This window comes from Klebsiella sp. Shm-1 (assembly GCF_040804525.1).
GTDB lineage: Bacteria > Pseudomonadota > Gammaproteobacteria > Enterobacterales > Enterobacteriaceae > Klebsiella > Klebsiella pneumoniae.
Genome location: NZ_CP161823.1, coordinates 3,422,387 through 3,441,770, shown reverse-complemented (window position 1 = coordinate 3,441,770; position 19,384 = coordinate 3,422,387). Strand labels below are relative to the sequence as shown.

At 48.8% G+C, this 19,384-nt stretch carries 23 protein-coding genes and 1 pseudogene; 12 read left to right on the top strand and 12 right to left on the bottom strand.

All coding sequences use genetic code 11. The features are described from left to right. Positions 1-17 precede the first annotated feature (17 nt). Both AB1E37_RS16995 and AB1E37_RS16990 read right to left on the bottom strand, forming a co-directional pair. Positions 18-830, bottom strand: a complete 813-nt coding sequence (locus AB1E37_RS16995) for a Cof-type HAD-IIB family hydrolase (RefSeq protein WP_004179130.1) — start codon at positions 828-830, stop codon at positions 18-20. Then, positions 830-2,032, bottom strand: a complete 1,203-nt coding sequence (locus AB1E37_RS16990) for an MFS transporter (protein WP_004212672.1) — start codon at positions 2,030-2,032, stop codon at positions 830-832. The genes AB1E37_RS16995 and AB1E37_RS16990 overlap by 1 nt, the downstream gene beginning before the upstream one ends. An 82-nt stretch (positions 2,033-2,114) precedes the next feature. Between AB1E37_RS16990 and AB1E37_RS16985 the strand changes: the two genes are divergently transcribed. Beyond that, a complete protein-coding gene (locus AB1E37_RS16985; RefSeq protein WP_004223846.1) occupies positions 2,115-2,678 on the top strand; it encodes a TetR/AcrR family transcriptional regulator in 564 nt (187 codons plus the stop codon). Between the two features lie 169 nt (positions 2,679-2,847). Here the strand turns inward: AB1E37_RS16985 and AB1E37_RS16980 are convergent, their stop codons facing one another. Both AB1E37_RS16980 and AB1E37_RS16975 read right to left on the bottom strand, forming a co-directional pair. Further along, entirely contained in the window at positions 2,848-3,117 is a 270-nt protein-coding gene (locus tag AB1E37_RS16980; protein ID WP_004223848.1) for a hypothetical protein, read from the bottom strand. 244 nt (positions 3,118-3,361) lie between these two features. Beyond that, positions 3,362-3,988, bottom strand: a complete 627-nt coding sequence (locus AB1E37_RS16975; RefSeq protein ID WP_223271217.1) for a GIY-YIG nuclease family protein — start codon at positions 3,986-3,988, stop codon at positions 3,362-3,364. Positions 3,989-4,063: 75 nt separating this feature from the next. On the opposite strand from AB1E37_RS16975, the gene AB1E37_RS16970 reads away from it, so the two are divergent. Continuing rightward, the gene (locus AB1E37_RS16970) at positions 4,064-4,321 is read left to right on the top strand and encodes a hypothetical protein (protein WP_123806901.1); all 258 of its coding nucleotides are present in this window, start codon (positions 4,064-4,066) and stop codon (positions 4,319-4,321) included. Between the two features lie 223 nt (positions 4,322-4,544). Here AB1E37_RS16970 and AB1E37_RS16965 read toward each other — a convergent pair whose 3' ends face one another. The 6 genes from AB1E37_RS16965 to AB1E37_RS16940 form a co-directional block, all read right to left on the bottom strand. Next, entirely contained in the window at positions 4,545-5,234 is a 690-nt protein-coding gene (locus tag AB1E37_RS16965; protein WP_004223855.1) for a hypothetical protein, read from the bottom strand. Positions 5,235-5,281: 47 nt separating this feature from the next. Beyond that, positions 5,282-6,307: a tyrosine-type recombinase/integrase gene (locus AB1E37_RS16960; RefSeq protein ID WP_004223856.1), complete on the bottom strand. Its 1,026-nt coding sequence runs from the start codon at positions 6,305-6,307 to the stop codon at positions 5,282-5,284. Positions 6,308-6,386: 79 nt separating this feature from the next. Next, positions 6,387-6,758 (bottom strand): ASCH domain-containing protein, encoded by a 372-nt coding sequence (locus tag AB1E37_RS16955; protein WP_004223857.1) that lies wholly within the window; start codon positions 6,756-6,758, stop codon positions 6,387-6,389. Next, the gene (locus AB1E37_RS16950; protein WP_004223862.1) at positions 6,736-7,809 is read right to left on the bottom strand and encodes a hypothetical protein; all 1,074 of its coding nucleotides are present in this window, start codon (positions 7,807-7,809) and stop codon (positions 6,736-6,738) included. Before AB1E37_RS16950 ends, AB1E37_RS16955 begins: the two co-directional genes overlap by 23 nt. Positions 7,810-7,819: 10 nt before the next feature. Continuing rightward, positions 7,820-8,404 (bottom strand): hypothetical protein, encoded by a 585-nt coding sequence (locus tag AB1E37_RS16945; protein WP_004223864.1) that lies wholly within the window; start codon positions 8,402-8,404, stop codon positions 7,820-7,822. Between the two features lie 11 nt (positions 8,405-8,415). Beyond that, positions 8,416-8,976, bottom strand: coding sequence for a phage repressor protein CI (locus AB1E37_RS16940; protein ID WP_004223865.1), 561 nt, complete (start codon positions 8,974-8,976; stop codon positions 8,416-8,418). 125 nt (positions 8,977-9,101) lie between these two features. On the opposite strand from AB1E37_RS16940, the gene AB1E37_RS16935 reads away from it, so the two are divergent. From AB1E37_RS16935 to AB1E37_RS16895, 9 genes and pseudogenes are all read left to right on the top strand, one after another. Next, positions 9,102-9,323: a hypothetical protein gene (locus AB1E37_RS16935; RefSeq protein WP_004223867.1), complete on the top strand. Its 222-nt coding sequence runs from the start codon at positions 9,102-9,104 to the stop codon at positions 9,321-9,323. 32 nt (positions 9,324-9,355) lie between these two features. Beyond that, complete coding sequence (locus AB1E37_RS16930; protein ID WP_004223868.1) at positions 9,356-9,865, top strand: phage regulatory CII family protein; 510 nt, start codon at positions 9,356-9,358, stop codon at positions 9,863-9,865. Between the two features lie 7 nt (positions 9,866-9,872). Next, entirely contained in the window at positions 9,873-10,073 is a 201-nt protein-coding gene (locus AB1E37_RS16925) for a phage filamentation protein Fil family protein (RefSeq protein WP_004223870.1), read from the top strand. Further along, positions 10,037-10,378 carry a DUF5347 family protein gene (locus tag AB1E37_RS16920; protein WP_004223879.1) on the top strand — a complete coding sequence of 114 codons (342 nt, stop codon included), beginning with the start codon at positions 10,037-10,039 and terminating at the stop codon, positions 10,376-10,378. Before AB1E37_RS16925 ends, AB1E37_RS16920 begins: the two co-directional genes overlap by 37 nt. Positions 10,379-10,445: 67 nt before the next feature. Continuing rightward, positions 10,446-10,682, top strand: coding sequence for a DUF2732 family protein (locus tag AB1E37_RS16915; RefSeq protein ID WP_004223882.1), 237 nt, complete (start codon positions 10,446-10,448; stop codon positions 10,680-10,682). Further along, complete coding sequence (locus AB1E37_RS16910; RefSeq protein WP_004223883.1) at positions 10,682-10,909, top strand: TraR/DksA family transcriptional regulator; 228 nt, start codon at positions 10,682-10,684, stop codon at positions 10,907-10,909. The genes AB1E37_RS16915 and AB1E37_RS16910 overlap by 1 nt, the downstream gene beginning before the upstream one ends. A gap of 19 nt (positions 10,910-10,928) precedes the next feature. After that, positions 10,929-13,311 (top strand): annotated as a pseudogene (locus AB1E37_RS16905) (replication endonuclease). A 114-nt stretch (positions 13,312-13,425) separates the two neighbouring features. Then, positions 13,426-13,611, top strand: coding sequence for a hypothetical protein (locus AB1E37_RS16900; RefSeq protein WP_004223887.1), 186 nt, complete (start codon positions 13,426-13,428; stop codon positions 13,609-13,611). Between the two features lie 295 nt (positions 13,612-13,906). Then, on the top strand, positions 13,907-15,571 hold the full coding sequence (locus AB1E37_RS16895) for a P-loop NTPase fold protein (RefSeq protein WP_032448014.1): 1,665 nt from the start codon (positions 13,907-13,909) through the stop codon (positions 15,569-15,571). A gap of 46 nt (positions 15,572-15,617) precedes the next feature. On the opposite strand, the gene AB1E37_RS16890 is transcribed toward AB1E37_RS16895, so the two are convergent. Next, positions 15,618-16,646 carry a phage portal protein gene (locus AB1E37_RS16890; RefSeq protein WP_004223897.1) on the bottom strand — a complete coding sequence of 343 codons (1,029 nt, stop codon included), beginning with the start codon at positions 16,644-16,646 and terminating at the stop codon, positions 15,618-15,620. Beyond that, a complete protein-coding gene (locus AB1E37_RS16885) occupies positions 16,646-18,409 on the bottom strand; it encodes a terminase ATPase subunit family protein (RefSeq protein WP_032448015.1) in 1,764 nt (587 codons plus the stop codon). Before AB1E37_RS16885 ends, AB1E37_RS16890 begins: the two co-directional genes overlap by 1 nt. A 139-nt stretch (positions 18,410-18,548) precedes the next feature. On the opposite strand from AB1E37_RS16885, the gene AB1E37_RS16880 reads away from it, so the two are divergent. Then, positions 18,549-19,382 carry a GPO family capsid scaffolding protein gene (locus AB1E37_RS16880; RefSeq protein ID WP_004223903.1) on the top strand — a complete coding sequence of 278 codons (834 nt, stop codon included), beginning with the start codon at positions 18,549-18,551 and terminating at the stop codon, positions 19,380-19,382. The last annotated feature ends 2 nt before the right edge of the window (positions 19,383-19,384 follow it).

Genomic DNA, 19,384 nt, shown 5'->3' with positions numbered 1-19,384 from the left:
CTCGCATCCGGGTCTTATCAGGCGAACGGCGCTTCGCGATCCAACACCTTATCAATAATCTGCAGGACACCTTCTTCGTTGTTATGCGGCGCCTGATAGCGGGCGACGGCTTTGACGTCTTCCCGGGCGTTGGCCATGGCAAAGCCAAACCCGGCGTGCTGCAGCATTTCGATATCGTTGCCGCTGTCGCCGAACGCCACCACCTCGTGATCCTCAATGCCCCAGCGCTGCTGCAAAATGCGCAGCCCGTTGGCTTTGTGCACACCCGGGATAATTAAGTCGATGCTGCCGTAGCCGGTGGCCACCGCGGTGACCATGTCCCCCAGCGTCGCGTGCAGCTTCGGCTGAATTTCCGGGATCAGGCTGTCTGGCACGTTGAGACCAAATTTGAGGATGGTGTCATCGAGATGGTTAAAATCATCCACCAGTTCTAGGCGGTGATAATACTTCGCCGCCACCGTCTTCAGCGCGTCGTTGTAGCGATTGAGGGTGTAGGCGCTGCGCTTCCCGCAGGCGATGATTTCGATATTCGGCAACGTCTGCAGATGGTCGACCACGGCGTTGAAGTGGTGAACCGGCAGTTGGCAGTTGAAGACGTCTTCATTGCCGCTCACCACCCAGCCGCCGTTTTCCGCCACGAAGGCGATCTGATGGGCGATCTCCGGGAAAAAGGAGATCAGCTGATAATATTGGTTGCCGCTGGCGACCACGAAGCGAATATTCTGTTCGCGCATTCGCTGGTACTGGGCGAGGAAGCGCGGCCGGTTATAAGTTTTGGCATCGCTTAAAAAGGTGCCGTCCATATCCACCGCAATCAGTTTGATGCTCATTAGCTGTTCTCCATAACGGGTTCAGATTGTGGCTTAGCCACCGCGCGGGCGACCAGCGCCGCCGCCATCACCAGACCCAGCACCACCATCATGGCGCTGCGCAGGCCGAAGTGTTCGCCGAGGAAACCCAGCAGCGGCGGCCCGACGAGGAAAGCGAGATAGCCGGTGATCGCCACCACGCTGACGCGCTTGGGCGCGTCCGGCCCGGTATCGCTGGCGGCGGAGATGGTCAGCGGGAAGCCGAGCGAGGCGCCAATGCCCCATAGCAGCACCGAGATGCCCGCCACCCAGGGGTTATCGACGAAGATGATCAGGCCTATGCCGAGGGCGCCCATCACTGCGCTGCCGCGGACCACCGCCACCCGGCTGTAGCGATCGATAAACCAGCCGCCGGTAAAGCGGCCCAGCGTCATGCCGAGGGTGAAACCGGCATAAATCAGGGAGCCGGAGGTGGGGCTAAAGCCGTGGCCATCCACCATCAGCAGCGGCAGCCAGTCGTTGGCCGAGCCTTCGGCAAAGGCCATCGCCAGGACAATGACGCCGATCAGCAGCAGCTGCGCGTCGCGCCACACCGGCAGACCTTTCGCCTCACCGTGGGCGACTTCGGCGGCATTTTTACCGGTGCCGTCGGGAATGGCGCGGATAGCAATGGCGATGGGCAGGATAGCCACCAGCGCAGCCGCCAGGATGTGCGGGGCGGCCGGCAGACCGAATCCGGTCACTGCCATGCCCACCCCGGCGCCGAACAGGGTGCCAAAGCTGTAGAAGCCATGCATCATCGGCAGCACCGTTTTATTCATCTCCCGCTCGATGGCCGCGCCTTCGACGTTAATAGCGACCTCTGCGGAGCCGAAGCTGGCGCCGAAGATAGCCAGACCGAAGGCGAACAGCGGGGCGGAAGTGACCCACAGCGCCAGGCTGAGCACCAGCATGCCAAGCACGGCGAAGGACATGGTGGTGCGGATGACCTTGCGGGTACCAAAGCGCTTCACCAGCCACGCCGAGCAGAGAATACCGCTCATCGACCCCACCGACAGACCAAACAGCACCACGCCCATCTCTGCGGTGGATAGCGCCAACAGATCGCGGATCGCCGGCGTGCGGGTGGCCCAGGAGGCCATTAACAAGCCGGGGATGAAAAAGAACATAAACAGCGCCCATAGCCGAAGCTGCAGCGCTCTGCGCGAGGATTGCGTCGTCATCCGTAAACGCCTTAAAGGAGAAGAGTGAAGACAACAGTAGCAAGTAAGTGTACATTTGTACATAAACCGGAAGAGGAAAATCATGGCCCGTAGACCAAACGATCCGCAGCGCCGCGAGCGCATCCTGCAGGCGACGCTGGATACCATCGCGGCGCATGGCATCCATGCGGTGACGCACCGTAAAATCGCCACCTGCGCGAATGTGCCGCTGGGATCGCTGACCTACTATTTCAGCGGCATTGAGGCGTTAATTGAGGAGGCGTTCAGCCTGTTTACCGCCGAGATGTCGGCGCAGTATCAGCAAGGCTTCGTCGGGGTAACGAACCGGGAACAAGCCTGCGATGCCATCGCGGATCTGATCTTCAGCGCCCAGGTGACCACGGCGCGCAATATGGAGCTGATGTACCAGCTGTACGCGTTCTGCAGCAGTCAGCCGGCGCTGAAGGCGGTGATGCAGAACTGGATGCGGCGCAGCCAGCAGACGTTGGAGCAGTGGTTCGCCCCCGATACCGCCCGCGGTCTCGACGCCTTTATTGAAGGGATGACCTTGCACTTTGTCACCGACCGCGCGCCGCTGTCGAAGGCGGCAATCCGCATGATGGTCGGGCAGCTGGCAGGGGAGAGGGCGCAGGAAGAGAGGCGCTGAAGCGGTGCGAGATGTGCATGCGGGTGAAACGCAGGCAACAAAAAAACCATTTATGTAAACGATTTAGTAAAAACAAAGGCTTGCAAGACAATCAATAATTTAGTTTGGTGGTGAGAAGTGGCAATAACGGGGCAATCCAAACCGTTGTCGCCACTTGGCCCATAGCGACTTACCTTAAACGCCATGGGCCACTTTCTTTGATCTGTTCGACTAATCCATCTTCTTCCAGTTCACGTAGTAACGCTACAACCCAATATTGCTGATTCGAGCTAGTTGCTTTTGGTTTTGCTCCCCAATCAAAGCCGCAGAGCCTGAATACTTCAGATTGTTTAATCCCTTTGCCATTTTTTTGTCCATCAGGATGCTTGGCCAGAACAGCAAGTGCTAATTCTTTAGCTTTGGTTCGAAGCTCTGCGCCCTGTTTCTGTAACTCATTCATAATCATATATCCTTAATAATCAAGACCGGCTTAATATTACTTCCTAACTTTCAGGTGTGCATATGAGTAGCGTCAATAGGAAGCTGATCCACAATTGCCAGGGGGATGAAAGCGTAGGCTCTTTTCCTGGTGGGCAAGGCGCATGGCCATTTTTATATGTGCTAGCCGAGGATTTTTCTGTAGCACAAAGATGTTACTACCGACCATCATAAATCGCGCTGAAAAATCAATTAGATTCAATGCATTACTCTACTTCCGCTGCTTGCTTAATCATCTCAGTAACTACACTCCTGCTAAACCCTGTTTCATCCGCGATCTCCATTGTTTGGGCTTCTGCTATCGCTTTGCTGCGCATACTTGAGAGTATCGGTTTAAAGGTGTGTTTGTTTCCTTGAAGGTTTAATGGCAATGAAATAGTGGCAATTAACATTTCTTCCAACACCCATGGTTCATCATCTTCAATCCAATATACCCGGGCATTCTTATCCATCCACCGGTCTAGCCATTGCTCGCCAGGATGGGTAAAAGTCATTCTTTTTCCCGAACCAACCCGACGGAGCGGGAAATTGCTTTCCGTCGCCAGTAAAACTCCGAGCGTACGTCTGAGTGTTGAGCCTTCGGCGTTTCCGCTATAGTGGGTTTTGATGCGTTGTCGAAGATTGGCACGGCTATTCGGTTTGCCTTTTTTATCAGGTGAAATGCCGACATAGAGCAATGTGTATCCATTCTGAGTTATACAACCTTCAGTTGGCACGCCAGAGGGGATCTCTTTGAACCACCAGAAATAAATACCATTTGCTGCAGGAACAGGTGTGGGGCGACTCATGACATCTGTTCTGCTAAATGTTTTGTCAGGATAAAAATTAAACACTCATATTCTCCTCTCTAATTCATCCTGATATTTTATGGGTTCATCAACTGGCAATGCTTGATTTACTGAGGGTGAATGATGAGTTTGAGAGTCACGACGCAGCAGGTGGATACTTGGAAGAAGCGCATCCAGCGGGATGGTTTAAAAGGTTCTACTTACTTTTGTCAACAAAGTGGAGGTGTTTGGGTTTCTGCATCAGCCGATCATCAGGCGATCTGTCAGAAAGTTTTAGGGAAGGATTCAGGAACAAGTTCTTTAGCGAGTTATTTACGCTGGGATGATGTCGGCGCGGTTGCTTTGGTTGATTTATTGTACGCGATTGAAACGGCATAAAACAAAGACTGACACCGAAATGGTAAAACCCCTGTCGCCATGTGTGTAAAAGTATGATTTTAATCAATTGATTAAGAAAGACATAAATTCCAGGCAACAAAAAACCCATTTATGTAAACGGGTTAGTAAAAACAATGACTTGTAACATATTCAATAAGTTAGGTTGGTGATGAAATGTGGCGATTAGGGGGTAATGCCAACCGCTGTCGCCACTTTGTCGCCACTATTGAAAGAGACTCTTAGTTTGACGAGGGGGGGTAATCACGGCTTCTATCTCTTTGATATATTCTTCAAATACTTTGAGAAATGTCAGTAAGACATCACCTTTGAATAGTACTTGCTCTTCATCTTTTTCAAGCAGAGCTGGATATTTTTTGATTAGATCATCTATTTCTTTAATCGGTTGGTTGTCGTTTGTGACAAAGCGGGCATCGTTATGGGCGCAGCTATTCCTAAGTTTTATTATTTTTTTTAGTTCAGGATAATTTGTAGATGATGTTAGGCCGACTATCTTTTTCAAGAATAGGTCTATTCTTTCAAAGCCAGAACCCTTTAAATCAGATAATTTAACATTCGTTTTTTTTTCCTTGGAATAAATATTACAGAAATTTTCCATTTCGTGTTCTAATAAACCAAATATAGTCAGGAAGGCTGATCGCCGCATTATGCTTGGGTAACGTATTTTGAAAGTTTTATCGAGGTCGAAAGACTGATCATCGATACCCATGTAGTGGTTTAATGTGATGTAAATGTTATCTTCTGGATGTTCTTCTATGACAAAGGTATCTGGCCCATCTTTTTCGTATTTACCTATATTTTCGCTAATTGCGGCTTCTGTCTGATATATGAATCCACGCAATAGGCTAATATTAAAGCTAAAATCATGGATTGGCGTAGGTATTGGGATCTGCATGAATATGTCCTTAAGCTAGTTATTAGGTATCTACTACTATATTTATTCTACATGAATTGATTTGGCATTGTCGCGAGGGGATTGAAACGAAGTGCTGTTTCTAGGTGGTCTGGGGCTAAATGAGCATAGCGCATCGTCATTTTGATATCATGGTGGCCTAGAATTTTCTGAAGGGCAAGGATGTTCCCGCCTGACATCATAAAGTGTGCTGCGAACGTATGACGCAGAACGTGAGTGAGCTGTCCGCGCGGAAGCACGATGGAGGTTTTTTCCATCACCGACAAAAACTGGAAATAGCAGTCCGTGAAGAACTTGAACCCCTCCAGGGCAGTGATGTCTTCATATAGCTCTTTGCTGATCGGAATGCTACGGTTCTTTTTACCTTTGGTCCTGACAAACGTGATTCGGTACTTTGTGACCTGAGAGCGTGTGAGGTTTACCGCTTCGCGCCAGCGTGCTCCGGTGCTTAGGCAGATTTTGACAACCAAAGCGAGAAGGGCACTTTGACGATGGCAGTCGTCCAGGAGTTCTGTAATTTGCTCATGTGTCAGCCAGGCCATCTCTTTTTCGGCGATGGTGAATTTGCGCATGTTCTCCAGTGGGTTCGGTGCGCTCCATTCTCCGAGCCGGGCCAGCTCGCTAAACACTCCACTCAGATAACTTTGTTCCAGATTGATTGTTACTGGGCTGGCTCCATTCTTCCATTTCTCACTGAAATAGATTTCTCCGGTCAGACGTTTGTCGCGGTAGTGTGCAAACATTTTAGATGTGAGGTCTGTCGCAGGAGGATTTCCGAGGGCATCAACCATCAGGATCAGCTTGTCATAAACGTGCTCACCAGCGGTCAGGGATTTGCCGTGCAGTTTGAACCAAAGTTCTACGACGTCTTTGAGTGTCCGGCGATCAACTGACTCACCCAACCACGGCTTGGCTTCTGTTTCATCCATTGTGTGGCGTTCAAAAGCCATTGCCTCGCCTTTGGTCGCAAACTGCTTACGCACCCGTCGCCCGCTACGCCCGGCGGGGTAGCATTCGCAAATCCATTTTCCTGTGTCGAGTTTTCGTACTGCCATAAAAAATGCCCTCCATTTGGAGAGCATTTTTACTGTATGAATAACCAGTGTCAATGTATGATGTTCGAGGCAACCTACATCACAGATAGCGATAAGACTGTGGCGCAGTAATGTTGTCGCCTAATGAGCTTAGGTGGCGGGGTTGATCGTAAATTTTTAGCTCACCAATTTTTATAGCAAAGGCTTTCTCTTTACTGTGAAAATACGAATCAAAAAACTGTTTGCTAATACCAGCATACCGACAAGTTTTTTTCCATACATTACTTGGTTTATCTTCTATAACATCAGCGATATCAAACTCAGCAACAATCATACCTACAGGCATAGTTGAGTAAATAACCACAGATTTAACATCTGGGTTTTTGAAGATTCCTTTTCTGAATTCAAACTTCTTTGTTCCGTCAAGAATCTTTTCAACATATTCAGGTTTAATTGATAATAACACTTTCATCTACTTCACCAAGTTTAATAATATGTTCAAATTGCTGGTTGGATAAATCTAATACCCCCCAGTAGGCATTAGAATTCAAACCAACTTCAGAAATAAGTTTAGCACGATTTGGTCTTTTAGGAAAAGCTAAATTATATGTAAATGAAACTATAAATGGATATTTTTTTGAACGATAAAAATAACTTAAATCTTTAATGTCAAAAACACTATATTTTTTACAATAATTTATGAAACTGTCTTCTGTATCGAATTCATCGATATTCCTAACATTGCTAACCACACATAACGAAGTGATTACTGAATTATAATACGCTGGGCCGGAAAGTCCTTTGTTCGTCCTATAGATTAACACAAGGTCATTAGGTCTAAATGATGTAACTCCGTGCATAGCACAAATATATATTTTTCTTATGCTATTCGTATGCGACACGTCGCTGACAATGCTAGGAGATTCTGTACGGAGTATGGAGTCCGGGAAAAGATTTGTATGGTAATGGGGATCTACCGAGAGGATGTATTTTCTATTATTATCTGAATGATGTACGAATGGATAGTCATTTACTATATCCCCGGTCAACTGAACGTTCTGCAATTCTTTTAGTAAAACGTCTTCCGCATTATCGTCAGGACCTTTCGAACCAACAGTATCAAATCCAAACGACTTGAATAACCTGATAAGATAAGCGTGTTTTGGATAAACCGTTACATAAATATCTTCCGCATCGCATTCTAAAGCATGGTCGAATATCTTCTTAATAAAACGTTCACCTCGAAGAGTTCCGCGTGATTCAAATTTGAATGTACCAACCTTTAGATGCTTTCTCATCGGTAATTGAGGGGTTACATCAGTAACATTCTCATTTTCGATTTTCAGATATAAAAAACCTTCAATATTATTTTGTTCATTAAAAAGAACATAGGCTAATGCTGATGGATCATTTTTTTTCTTTTCAATCCATCCTGCAAAGTCCGGATAATCATTTTTTAGTGAATCAAAGAAGGGATCTTTAAAATCTATATGGCTGAACTGTGTGTAGTATAAGTTTTCCATTTGATATTCCTTATATCCAAAGAATCAAGAAATGACGTCCAACAAAACTATATATACCTAGGGATAGCCAAAGGGCGAAAAATGTTAGAGCAGTGTATATTGGTATGCGACTAACTGAAAATTTACAAGACACTAAAAATTTTATTATCCTGTTTGTGCTAGAGCGATTTAATCGATCTTTGACCTTAGCATCTACTTCTACCATCGAAATGCTGAATATGCGGTAAACTTTCTCACGTGTTTCATGCCCTTTCAGTGACATCACACGGAGTAATTCTTCCTCAATTTCTTTAACAGCCTCTTCCCAATATTCTTGCCAATATTTTGCACCAGAAGAAATTCCTATCTGATAGAACGATACAATCAGGCCAACAAGTGCAATGAAAGGAACGAATGCTTCGCCCTTATCATTTTGGTATAGGGTGGCTAAACCTGCGAAAAGAACGCCCTGAAAAATCATGAAAAAATTATTACGTTGAGATAACTGAGTTATCTCAAAGTCTCTTATGCGAATAGTCAGCTCATAGAGACGCTTTACGGCCCTAAGATCACCATTCTCATTCTGTTCATCATTGGGTTCAGACATCGTTGTCATAAAAATTCCTTTTATCGGAGGCAACTAACCAAAACTTTTGCAAGTATCTCAATATCCGCAATTGCGCATTCGAATGAACTATTGCCCCCATCTATGCGAAGTCGGCTACCTGGAAGACGTGTCAAACTCCTTAGAGCAACCTCTCCATCAATACTCACTACCCACATGCCGTCACGCACATCCCCATAATCCATATCGCAGATAAATTCTGAAGTTCCGTCGATCACAACAACAGGATTTTTCAGATTATCAGGCAAAAAGCTTGCATCAAAAACATATGAGCCGTCTTTGCGTAATGACCCATTGGTCAAAACATGCTTTTCAAGTTCTTTAGTGTTTGCTTTATGTGAACCTTGCTTTGAACCTTGTCCTGTGGTGAGCCAGTTTAGAGAGATACCAGTTTCTAAGGAGCATTGAATCACCCACTCAGCCGGAAAAGAGTCACGCATATAGCGTGTTGCTAGGGTACTTTTTGAAATTCCCAAATGGTCGCACAAAGCTTGTCTTGTCTTGAAACCATAAGCTTCAACCATACGCTCTATGGCACCACGGCCGCCTTTTTCCAGATTCATGGTCACTCCAGGTGAACTTTTACCTTGACGATTTCATGATGTGATCGTATGTTTATCGTGTTCACAAAATACAAACGATCAGTATTCATCCTGATTAATCATTACTAAACGAGGAATGTTGCATCATGAGACCTAACATTTCAATCACTCTCATCACCCCCCATGTAACTATCGAAAGATATAGTGAACTCACTGGCTTATCTATCGACACCATCAACGACATGCTCGCAGATGGGCGGTTGCTTCGTCATCGCCTACGCAAGGACAAAAAGCGTGAAAAAGTAATGATTAACATTGCTGCGATGACGGTAGACGCCCTGTCTGATTGCAACGTGACTATCAACTAGTTCCATTTTGAGACTTCACGGAGCAACTGACTATGTTTGACTATCGCATATCAAAACATCCCCATTTCAATGAAGCCTGCCGGGCTTTCGCTTTACGCCACAACATGGCGAAGCTGGCAGAACGTGCAGGTATGAACGTTCAAACCCTGCGTAATAAGCTCAACCCGGAGCAACCACACCTGCTGACTGCGCCAGATATCTGGCTGCTAACCGATCTGACTGAGGACTCAACACTAGTTGATGGATTTCTGGCGCAGATCCATTGCCTGCCGTGTGTGCCCACCAATGAAGTCGCACGGGAGAAAATGCCTCAGTACGTCCTGAAAGCCACCGCTGAGATCGGACGTGTGGCTGCCAGTGCGGTTTCTGGTGTTCAGTTAAACGCGACCACCCGACGTCAGGTTGTCGAGAGCGTCAATTCCATTACCCGGCTGATGGCTCTTACAGCCATTTCTCTGCAGGCGCGTTTGCAGGCAAACCCAGCGATGGCGAGCGTGGTCGATACCGTGACGGGCCTTGGCTCATCGTTCGGACTGAGTTGAGGTATTTATGCTGAACAACGAACCATCATTTGCGTCGTTACTGGTTAAGCAAAGCCCTGGAATGCATTTCGGTCACGGCTGGATTGCAGGAAAGGATGGTAAACGCTGGCACCCGTCCCGCTCACAGGCGGAATTACTGGCTGGCCTGTCTACCACGAAGAAGGGGAAGCCATGGCTATTGAAGGCGCTTCAACGACTCGTTCGATAAGCCCAGGGGAGCGCTATGAGGGACTGAACCACATAGCCGAATTACGGGCAAAGGTATTCGGTCATAACGTTGAGTCAGAGCTTGAGCGGTTTATTGAAGATATGAGTGACCCACGGGACGCTAACAATAAGCAAAACAAGCGTGCATTAGCCGCCATCTATTTTATGGCAAACATTCCGACAGATCGTCACAGCGTCAAAATTAGTGAGCTGACGACTGACGAAAAGCGGGAGCTGATAAAGGCAATGAACCATTTTCGTGCAGTGGTGAGCTTATTCCCTAAACGGCTAACCATGCCGAATTAACCCACAACAGAAATTAATGGCGTAAACCCGCCGGGCATTCTTTTGCCCAAATTCAGGAGAATTGAAGATGCGAAATAGTAAAACCTGTACCAACAAAACCGGAACGGATGATGCTGGTTTGTTCCAGTTGTTTAACGACACTCGTCTGGATGAGCGCAAAAGCTGTGCCTTTGCCGTTTCCCTCCGCATGGAGGCGCTGGCTATCCACATCCTAAAAGAGGGAATGAACGGCGTGGAGGCGGCGGAATTGCTGCGCCGTGAAGTTGCCCGTTATGAAGCCGAATCACGCGGGGACTGGCACTGATGGCTGATTCCATGGATCTCGTCCAGCAGCGCGTTGAAGAAAACCTGCAGCGCCATATTCAGAACGCCCGCGTCAAAAAACCGGGCATTGCCCGCGTTCTTTGCATCGATTGTGACGCGCCAATCCCAACAGCTCGCAGACAAGCTATTCCGGGCGTGCAGTGCTGCGTGACGTGCCAGGAAATCGCAGAGCTGAAAGGGAAGCATTACACCAGAGGCGCGCTGTGAGCTTCGGAGCCTGTCAGTGATGCCTGAATTAATAAAAGACAAAGGCGGCCCGACTGAGGCCACCGTGGTTTTCCCATGGAATGCCCCAAAAAAAGCCATCAATCCATACCACGACCCGGCAGACGTTGCGCCGGGTTCTGCGCTTTCAAACCTGATCACTCTCTATGCAGCGGACAACGAGCAGGAAAAGCTGCGCCGCGAGGCGTTGAGTGATGAGGTCTGGGAACGCTATTTCTTCAATGAGTCCCGTGATCCTGTCCAGCGTGAAATGGAGCAGGACAAACTCATCAGCCGCGCCAAAATGGCACGGGAACAACAGCGTGCAAATCCCGACCTGGTGATTATTGCCGATGTAAACGCCGAGCCATCACACATCAGTAAGCCATTGCTGGAGCGGATTAAATATTTTCATGGCCTGGGCAGGGAAAAGGCGTATTCCCGCTATCTGCGCGAAACTATCAGGCCATGCCTTGAGCGTCTGGCGCGTGTACGTGACAGCCAGGTGTCTGCTTCCTTCCGTTTTATGGCAAGCCATGACGGGCTGGAAGGCTTGCTGGTTTTACCTGAAATGAATCAGGAGCAGATAAAGCGTCTATCTACCCTGGTCGCCGCCCACATGAGCATGTGTCTGGATGCGGCTTGCGGTGATCTTTTTGTCACGGATGACGTGAAACCCGAAGAAATCCGCCAGGCGTGGGAGAGAGTGGCGGCAGAGGTCATGCGTCTGGAGGTTATCCCGCCAGCCTTTGAGAAACTACGCCGGAAGAAACGCCGCCGTAAGCCCGTGCCCTATGAGCTGATCCCGCCTTCGCTTTTGCGCATGATGTGCGCGGACTGGTGGTATGACAAATTGTGGCAGATGCGCTGCGAGTGGCGAGAGGAACAGTTGCGCGCCGTCTGCCTGGTCAACAAGAAAGCGTCCCCGTATGTCAGCTATGAAGCTGTGATCCATAAGCGCGAACAACGGCGCAAGTCGCTGGAGTTTTTCCAGTCGCATGAACTGGTGAATGCCGACGGCGACACGCTGGACATGGAAGACGTGGTGAACGCCAGCAACAGCAATCCGGCGCACCGTCGCAACGAGATGATGGCCTGTGTTAAAGGGCTGGAGCTTATCGCGGAAATGCGCAGTGATTGCGCCGTGTTCTATACCATCACCTGCCCGTCACGCTTTCACGCGACCCTCAACAACGGCAGGCCAAATCCAAAGTGGACCAGCGAAACGGTCCGGCAGAGCAGTGACTATCTGGTTGAAACGTTCGCCGCATTCCGCAAGGCCATGCACAAGGCCGGGCTGCGGTGGTATGGCGTCCGCGTTGCAGAGCCACACCATGACGGCACCGTACACTGGCACCTGCTGTGCTTCATGCGCAAAAAAGAGCGCCGGACCATCACCGCGCTGCTGCGTAAATTTGCCATCCGGGAAGACCGCGAGGAGCTGGGGAACAATACGGGGCCGCGTTTCAAGTCTGAGCTGATTAACCCCCGCAAAGGCACGCCGACAAGCTACATCGCAAAATACATCAGTAAGAATATCGACGGACGCGGGCTGGCTAAAGAAGTCAGCAAGGAAACGGGCAGATCATTGCGCGACAGTGCGGAGCACGTCACCGCCTGGGCATCACTGCATCGTGTCCAGCAGTTCCGTTTCTTCGGCATTCCGGGCCGCCAGGCATACCGCGAGCTGCGTTTGCTGGCGGGTCAGGCGGGCAGAGTGCAGGGCGATAAAAAAGCAGGTGCGCCGGTTCTGGAAAATCCCCGGCTGGATGCCGTGCTGGCTGCTGCAGATGCCGGGTGTTTCGCTACCTACATCATGAAGCAAGGCGGTGTACTGGTTCCACGCAAACATCACCTGGTCAGAACGGCATATGAGCTTAACGATGAGCCGAGCGCCTACGGCGACCACGGTATTCGTATCTATGGCATCTGGTCCCCGATCATTGAGGGCCGGATCTGCACGCACGCAATCAAGTGGAAGATGGTTCGCAAGGCCGTTGACGTTCAGGAGGCGGCAGCCGACCAGGGCGCTTGCGCCCCTTGGACTCGTGGCAATAACTGTCCCCCTGTTGAAAAAAATGTACCAGGCAGGGGGCGAATTACCGGGCAGCAAAGAACCTGCAGCGCTACCGGACTTCGAAAACATGAGTAAAAAAGAGCTGCGTGAGCTGACAGCAAGGCTGCGGCTGGTCAAACCGAAGCGCCGTAAAGGCTACAAACAGGAAATTACGGAACACCAACGGCTGCAGCTTGATGCGGAGCTGCGGTCTAGAGGATTTGACGCGAGTGAAACGGAGGTGGATCTGCTTCTGCGTGGCGGAAGTCTGCCATCTGGGGCCGGGCTGCGCCTGTTCTACCGGAACCAGCGTCTACAGGAGGATGACAAATGGCGTCAGTGGTACTGAAAAATGCAGGAATGAGGTTATAGATTAATCAAAGGGTTAGCTGAGTAAAAAGTATTTCAGCTTTAAAATTATATGATGTACTGTATATATAAACAGTAATATTGGGAGGGAGTTGTGAACGATTTGTTCATGGAATCACTTGCACTGCAGCGGATAGAACTTATGGCCCGGCTGGTTGCCAGCTCAGATTGTAGCGATGACGATAAGGAGGTTGCCATTTCGTGGTTGTCAGAACTGACAAGCGAACTGGTGAACAGGTTAAATCAGTACGGGGTAGGTCAGGATGAATGTAAGCATTAATCGTTTTGTTCTCTGTGACATTCCCTCCCACAGAGCGCACTTGATGTTGAGAAGATAGTGCATGTCTATGGTGCATGGATTCGCATGATCCAGAAAGGATCGCAACGGGCCAGAGCCGCCAGTACTGGCGGGCTTTCTGGCCTATCATGCACCTGCATGAAAACCACTCCATAAAGCGGGCAGGCGTGGCGGGGATACGAGCGCGCGCTAGTAGCCATCTTTCAGCTCTTCTATATGTCATGGTTAAAAATTTAGGTAATATCTATAGTTTACATTTGCAATCAAGGAGTGAGTCATGTCACTAAGTGTGGTAAGAGAACAAATTCTTAACTTTGTTTCTAAATCAGCCCCTTCGGTTATGGCAATTAAAGGAGAGTGGGGGGTTGGCAAGACATTTAGTTGGAATAAATTTCTCCTGGAAGCGAAGAGTGAAAATATGATTTCAGCTTCACGTTATTCTTATGTTTCTCTTTTCGGCATATCTTCGTTAGATAGATTGAAATATTCTATTTTTGAAAATGCAGTTTCAAAAGATTCCATAGGACATGATCCAAGTTTAGATAGTTTAAGAAAAAATACTTTAGGTATGCTTGAAATATTGGGGAGAGGTTCTTGGAGTAAATTGAAAGAGCTGCCGTATATAAAGTCTGCCGCTCCTGCCATAGAAGCATGGTCATTTATGTCTGTGTCAGATTCGTTAATTTGCATAGATGATTTAGAACGTAAAGGCTCATCATTAGAACTCAAAGATGTGTTAGGCCTTATTTCTTTGTTAAAAGAACAAAAGAAATGTAAGGTTATACTTTTACTCAATGATGGTACTAAAGAAGTTGCTGATTATGAAAAATTCAAAGAGAAAGTAATTGATATTGAATTGCATTTTTCACCAACACCAAATGAATCTGCACAGATAGCATATGACAATAGTAAAGACTTCCATAAGCCGTTAGCACAATATACTATTTCGTTAGGTATCAAGAATATTAGAATTTTAAAGAAAATAGAACGAAATGTAGAAAATGCATGGCGTGCTTTTGAAGGTTGCGAAAGTGAAGTTAAAATGCAATTTTTACATACGGTTGTATTAATGAATTGGGCCTATTTTTGCTCTAAATCAGATAACGATATTCCCACTTTAGATTTCCTGGAGTCTATGGAAAGTATTTACTCAATAGGTAAAAAGGATGCTACAGAAGAAGAGAAGAAATGGAAGGGTATTCTACTGAGCTATAATTTTACCAGAGTTGATGAATTAGATAGGAAAATTGCCAAGCTAGTCAGGAATGGATATATAGATATGACAGAGCTTAGTGAGTCGATAAAGATTGTAAATAAACAGGTTTTAGATAATAAAAAAGCAAACTCATTTAGAAGTGCATGGGATTTGTTTCATAATAGTTTTGATGAAAATGTAGAAGAAGTTGTTTCTCATTTTTATAAGTGCTTCACAGATAGTGTAACTCAAGTATCGCCTAATGATCTTGATAGCCTTGTCGGCGTCTTCCGTGAACTAGGCGAGGATACAAAGGCATCTGAGATGATTTCGTATTATATTCAAGAAAGACGAAGTGAAACTGAGTTGTTTGATGTAGATGATTTTTATCTTATTAGACCAATCAAAGATAAAGAAATTATTGAGAAATTTAAAGGTGTATATCTAACTGATTCACCAAAGCGCACTTTAGGAGAGGTTTTGGATGTACTCAGTGGGCAAAATGGCTGGAATGATGATGATATAGAAGTATTAAGCAGTGCCACTGAAGACGATTATTATCATTATTTTAAAAGTTTACATGGAAATCATTTAACATCCCATGTTGCTACTTGTCTGAAATTTGGCCGTATTAGTAATGCTGACGAGAAAACAAGGTCGGTTTCTGTAAAAGCTAAGGAAGCTTTAATGAGAATTTCTGAAGAGAGTAAACTGAATGAGCTAAGAATGCATAAATTCAACTTGTAGAGTTTATTCAGTAGTAGCGTCTATAATTTTGCTACTACTGAATTAATCAATTTAATTTATATTCATTAAAGCTAATTACTGTTTCTCCTATCCATTCATTTAGCTCCGCAAGTCGTTTTTGAAGGGGGATTAACTCATTGCGAACAAACACTAAACTCGCCTTTTCGACATCCCCAAAACCACCAACGTTACTCGGCATAATCCCCATCATCTGCGGTGGAACACGGTGTGCTGCCATCATGTCATCACGGCTCACGTTCTTGATATTCAGAAACTCATCTTTTGCAGCAACCTCCGACAGCGGGATGATCTGGATGCCGTCCTTTTTACCGTTTGGCGAATACATAAACAGGTTGCGGAAGTTGCCCGGGCCTTTGGCGCTTTTCATAGCCAGGCGGATATTGTTCACGTCCTCCTGGTTCTGCGCCGCGTCGGTCATATACATGATGAACCCGGCGTGACTGCCGTTGATGTAGTACTTACGGCGAAATAGCGTAGCAGATTCGTTAAGCAGGGTTGAAGGGATAGCGGAGAGGTAGCCGGGCAGCCCGTAAATTTCCTGGTTAATGTCCGGTTCCATCAGGTGAAAGATGCTGCCTTTGGTGAACTCATACGGCTGTGTGGTCATGCTGTATTGCACAAACCAGTAAGTGTCGAGGTCAATCCCGCGCCGGGTGTACTTTGCCAGTGATGGATCCAGTGACAGGACCCCGCCAAGCCGGTTAGTCCGTTTTTCAAGGTAGGCATTACCAAAAACAAGATAGTCCTGCACAAAACGGGTAAAAGCCTGCTGACTCAGCAGTGGGTGCGGAATGTAGGTGCTGCTGAGAATGTCACGCTTAACGGCAATCGGTGAGCTGTGATGTACAGCGGCGCGATAGGTCCGCGCCAGTCCGTCAAAACTCACCGGAGGTTCATACCAGCGGTCCATCTGTACGCATTCAACATAGTCCAGCAGTTCACGGCGGTCCAGAACAGGAACGGGATCACCAAAGCTGAATACTTCGGCTGATGTTTTGCTTTCATGCTGTATGTGATTCGTAACCGCAGCGTGGTGCTTCTTACTCTTTCTCATTAAAAAATCTCCACAATGTTGCTGGTATTGGCGGCTTCGCCCTGCAGCGGTTCGTTAAACAGTGCGTGCATCGTTGCCCAGGCCAAATCTGCGTGGCTGGCTTCTTCGCTGCGGCTGGCTTCGTAGGTAGGGCGGTTTCCGCTGGCGGTGGTGGCGCGGCGGATAGCCATAAATGACTGCGCAATGTCGGTATGCCCGGCGTCAAACTCCAGACGGCGGTGGCTGATAATGTCGTATGCCTTGAGCACCAGGGCGTTTTTGACGTTGGGGTTATAGACAAACTCCCGCACGGCAGGGAAAAAGCCTTTTACGTTTTCATAAACACCGTGACCGACGCCGGTGGAGTCAATGCCGATGTAGGTCACGTTATACTGCTGAGTCAGTTTGCGGATGGCCTCTGCCTGGGCGCGGAAGTCCATTCCGCGCCACTGATGACGCTCAAGGATGCGGAACTTACCGCCGGGCACCGTCGGCGGGGCAATGACTACGCAGCCAGCGCTGTCACCGTTCTGGGTACCTTTCGCCGGGTCATAGCCGATCCAGACTTCGCGCCAGCCGAACGGACGCAGGGCCAGCGCCTGAAAGTCTTCCCAGACTTCCCAGCTGTCCACCATGCAGGCCTGCAGGTCAGCCAGTGGGAAAACGGAGGCGAGATCGTCGATGAACTCACACATCAGCAGGTTCTGGTACTCGTCGGGGCTGTACTCCAGGCGCAGCTGGTCGAGGTCGAACAGGTTGCAGCCACCGCGCACGGCGTCCTCCACCGTCACGATCTGTCTGAACTGACCGTCAGCGCAAAGCAGACCGGCAGCAAGGGCTGAGTGGGTCAGGTCGATATCAACCCGATCAGCTTTTGCCCGCCCGCGATTGAACAGGGTGCCGGACCAGAACGGGTAAGCGCTGTGCGTCAGGCTGGAAGGTGTTGAGAAATAGGTCTGGCGCCATTTCTTGTGCAGCGCCATGCCGGAGGCGACCTTACGTAGCTCCTGAAATTTCGGGATCCAGAAATACTCATCAAGATACAGGTTGCCGTGGTAGCTCTGTGCGGTGCGGGCGTTAGTCCCGAGAAAATACAGCGTGGCGCCGTTTGGCAGCACCATGGGATCGCCTTTTAAGTCCACGTCGACTTCTTTGGCAAACTCGATGATGTACTGCTTAAAAACATGCGCCTGGGCTTTACTGGCTGACAGGAAAATCTGGTTTCGCCCTGTCATCAGGGCGTCCATCAGCGCTTCACGCGCGAAATAATACGTAGCGCCGATCTGGCGCGATTTAAGCACGTTGCGGATGCGGTGCTTAATTCCTGCTTCCCACCAGTGGCGCTGATATTCAAACATTCCGTTGCGGAAAATTTCTTCCAGCTTTTCGATCTGTTCGTCAGTAAACAGGTTCTTTTCTGGTGTCTTGCGGGGGCCGCGGTTGCGGTTTTGCACGTTGGGGTTAAGGTCCGCCTCATTACCGCCGTTGTTAAATTTACCGATGCGGGCGTGGCGCTCGGATTGGCGCGCCAGCAGGTCTATTTCTTTAAAGTCTTTCCCTTCCTTGTGCTCCTTCATGATGAGCTGGCAATAGCGGGCGGCAGTGGTGAGCTGCATCTGATCGAGTGGGCCATATTCGCCCCACTTGTCGCGCTTTTTCCAGCTGTGAACGGTTGCAACTTTTTCGCCCAGCATTTCAGCAATGCGGGCTACGCGGTATCCCTGAAAATACAGCAGTAATGCCTGCCTGCGGGGATCGAGGTCTGCGGGGGTCATCGTTTCCATGGCACAAACATACGGCCTTGCCTGGCGCCTTTCCCCGGCTGGCCTTTGTATGGTTTACCGCACAAGGTCCGCGCGTTGTTTCACCCCCTCCATCGCAGCAACCATAAGGCCTCACAGAGTTATTTGATGGAGTCGGCACATGGCTGTAAAAGCAAAGCGCTTCCGCATCGGTGTGGAAGGGGCAACGACAGACGGGCGCAATATTGAGCGTGCCTGGCTGGAACAGATGGCGGCGAGCTATGACCCGCAGGTGTATACCGCGTTGATTAATCTGGAGCACATCAAGGGTTACACCCCTGATAGCCCTTTCCGCCGTTTCGGGACCGTGGATAAGCTGGAGGCAGAGGAGATTACAGACGACCCGCTGAAAGGGAAGCTGGCCCTGTATGCGTGGATCACCCCGTCAGAGGACCTGGTGGCGTATACCCGTAATCTGCAAAAGCTGTTTACCTCGATGGAGGTCAATACCAGTTTTGCCGATACCGGCAAAGCCTACCTGGTTGGCCTGGCGGCGACGGATGATCCCGCAAGCCTCGGTACTGAAATGCTGCAGTTTAGCGCCAGCGCCAGAAGTAACCCCCTGGCAGGCCGCAAGCAAAACCCTGAAAACCTCTTTACCGCCGCAGAAGAAACGCTGATCGAGTGGGAAGAAGTCCAGTACGAAAAACCCTCCCTGTTTTCCCGCGTTGCCGCGATGTTCACCAAAAAAGAACAGAACGATGAAGCGCGTTTTTCTGACGTGCATCGCGCGGTGGAGCTGATTGCTACTGAACAGCAAAACCTGAGCGAACGTACTGATCACTCCCAGTCTGCGCAGGATGCGCGCATTGCTGAGCTGGAAGCCTCCCTGCAGGAACAGCAGGCCGCTTTTGCTGAACTGGAGCAGCGGCTGAGCCAGGAAGACAGCCGCAAAGATTATCGCCAGCGCGCGCCGGGCGGAAACGCACCGGCAGGCACACTGACCAATTGCTGATG

Excerpts from the sequence above, each read along its gene's own strand:
- AB1E37_RS16945 (WP_004223864.1), bottom strand. The coding sequence starts at position 8,404 with ATGACAACGATGTCTGAACCCAATGATGAACAGAATGAGAATGGTGAT.
- AB1E37_RS16930 (WP_004223868.1), top strand. The coding sequence starts at position 9,356 with ATGTTTGACTATCGCATATCAAAACATCCCCATTTCAATGAAGCCTGC.
- AB1E37_RS16985 (WP_004223846.1), top strand. The coding sequence starts at position 2,115 with ATGGCCCGTAGACCAAACGATCCGCAGCGCCGCGAGCGCATCCTGCAG.
- AB1E37_RS16960 (WP_004223856.1), bottom strand. The coding sequence starts at position 6,307 with ATGGCAGTACGAAAACTCGACACAGGAAAATGGATTTGCGAATGCTAC.
- AB1E37_RS16940 (WP_004223865.1), bottom strand. The coding sequence starts at position 8,976 with ATGAATCTGGAAAAAGGCGGCCGTGGTGCCATAGAGCGTATGGTTGAA.
- AB1E37_RS16885 (WP_032448015.1), bottom strand. The coding sequence starts at position 18,409 with ATGGAAACGATGACCCCCGCAGACCTCGATCCCCGCAGGCAGGCATTA.
- AB1E37_RS16915 (WP_004223882.1), top strand. The coding sequence starts at position 10,446 with ATGCGAAATAGTAAAACCTGTACCAACAAAACCGGAACGGATGATGCT.
- AB1E37_RS16950 (WP_004223862.1), bottom strand. The coding sequence starts at position 7,809 with ATGGAAAACTTATACTACACACAGTTCAGCCATATAGATTTTAAAGAT.
- AB1E37_RS16880 (WP_004223903.1), top strand. The coding sequence starts at position 18,549 with ATGGCTGTAAAAGCAAAGCGCTTCCGCATCGGTGTGGAAGGGGCAACG.
- AB1E37_RS16980 (WP_004223848.1), bottom strand. The coding sequence starts at position 3,117 with ATGAATGAGTTACAGAAACAGGGCGCAGAGCTTCGAACCAAAGCTAAA.
- AB1E37_RS16965 (WP_004223855.1), bottom strand. The coding sequence starts at position 5,234 with ATGCAGATCCCAATACCTACGCCAATCCATGATTTTAGCTTTAATATT.
- AB1E37_RS16990 (WP_004212672.1), bottom strand. The coding sequence starts at position 2,032 with ATGACGACGCAATCCTCGCGCAGAGCGCTGCAGCTTCGGCTATGGGCG.
- AB1E37_RS16910 (WP_004223883.1), top strand. The coding sequence starts at position 10,682 with ATGGCTGATTCCATGGATCTCGTCCAGCAGCGCGTTGAAGAAAACCTG.
- AB1E37_RS16895 (WP_032448014.1), top strand. The coding sequence starts at position 13,907 with ATGTCACTAAGTGTGGTAAGAGAACAAATTCTTAACTTTGTTTCTAAA.
- AB1E37_RS16995 (WP_004179130.1), bottom strand. The coding sequence starts at position 830 with ATGAGCATCAAACTGATTGCGGTGGATATGGACGGCACCTTTTTAAGC.
- AB1E37_RS16890 (WP_004223897.1), bottom strand. The coding sequence starts at position 16,646 with ATGAGAAAGAGTAAGAAGCACCACGCTGCGGTTACGAATCACATACAG.
- AB1E37_RS16955 (WP_004223857.1), bottom strand. The coding sequence starts at position 6,758 with ATGAAAGTGTTATTATCAATTAAACCTGAATATGTTGAAAAGATTCTT.
- AB1E37_RS16970 (WP_123806901.1), top strand. The coding sequence starts at position 4,064 with ATGATGAGTTTGAGAGTCACGACGCAGCAGGTGGATACTTGGAAGAAG.
- AB1E37_RS16920 (WP_004223879.1), top strand. The coding sequence starts at position 10,037 with ATGGCTATTGAAGGCGCTTCAACGACTCGTTCGATAAGCCCAGGGGAG.
- AB1E37_RS16925 (WP_004223870.1), top strand. The coding sequence starts at position 9,873 with ATGCTGAACAACGAACCATCATTTGCGTCGTTACTGGTTAAGCAAAGC.
- AB1E37_RS16935 (WP_004223867.1), top strand. The coding sequence starts at position 9,102 with ATGAGACCTAACATTTCAATCACTCTCATCACCCCCCATGTAACTATC.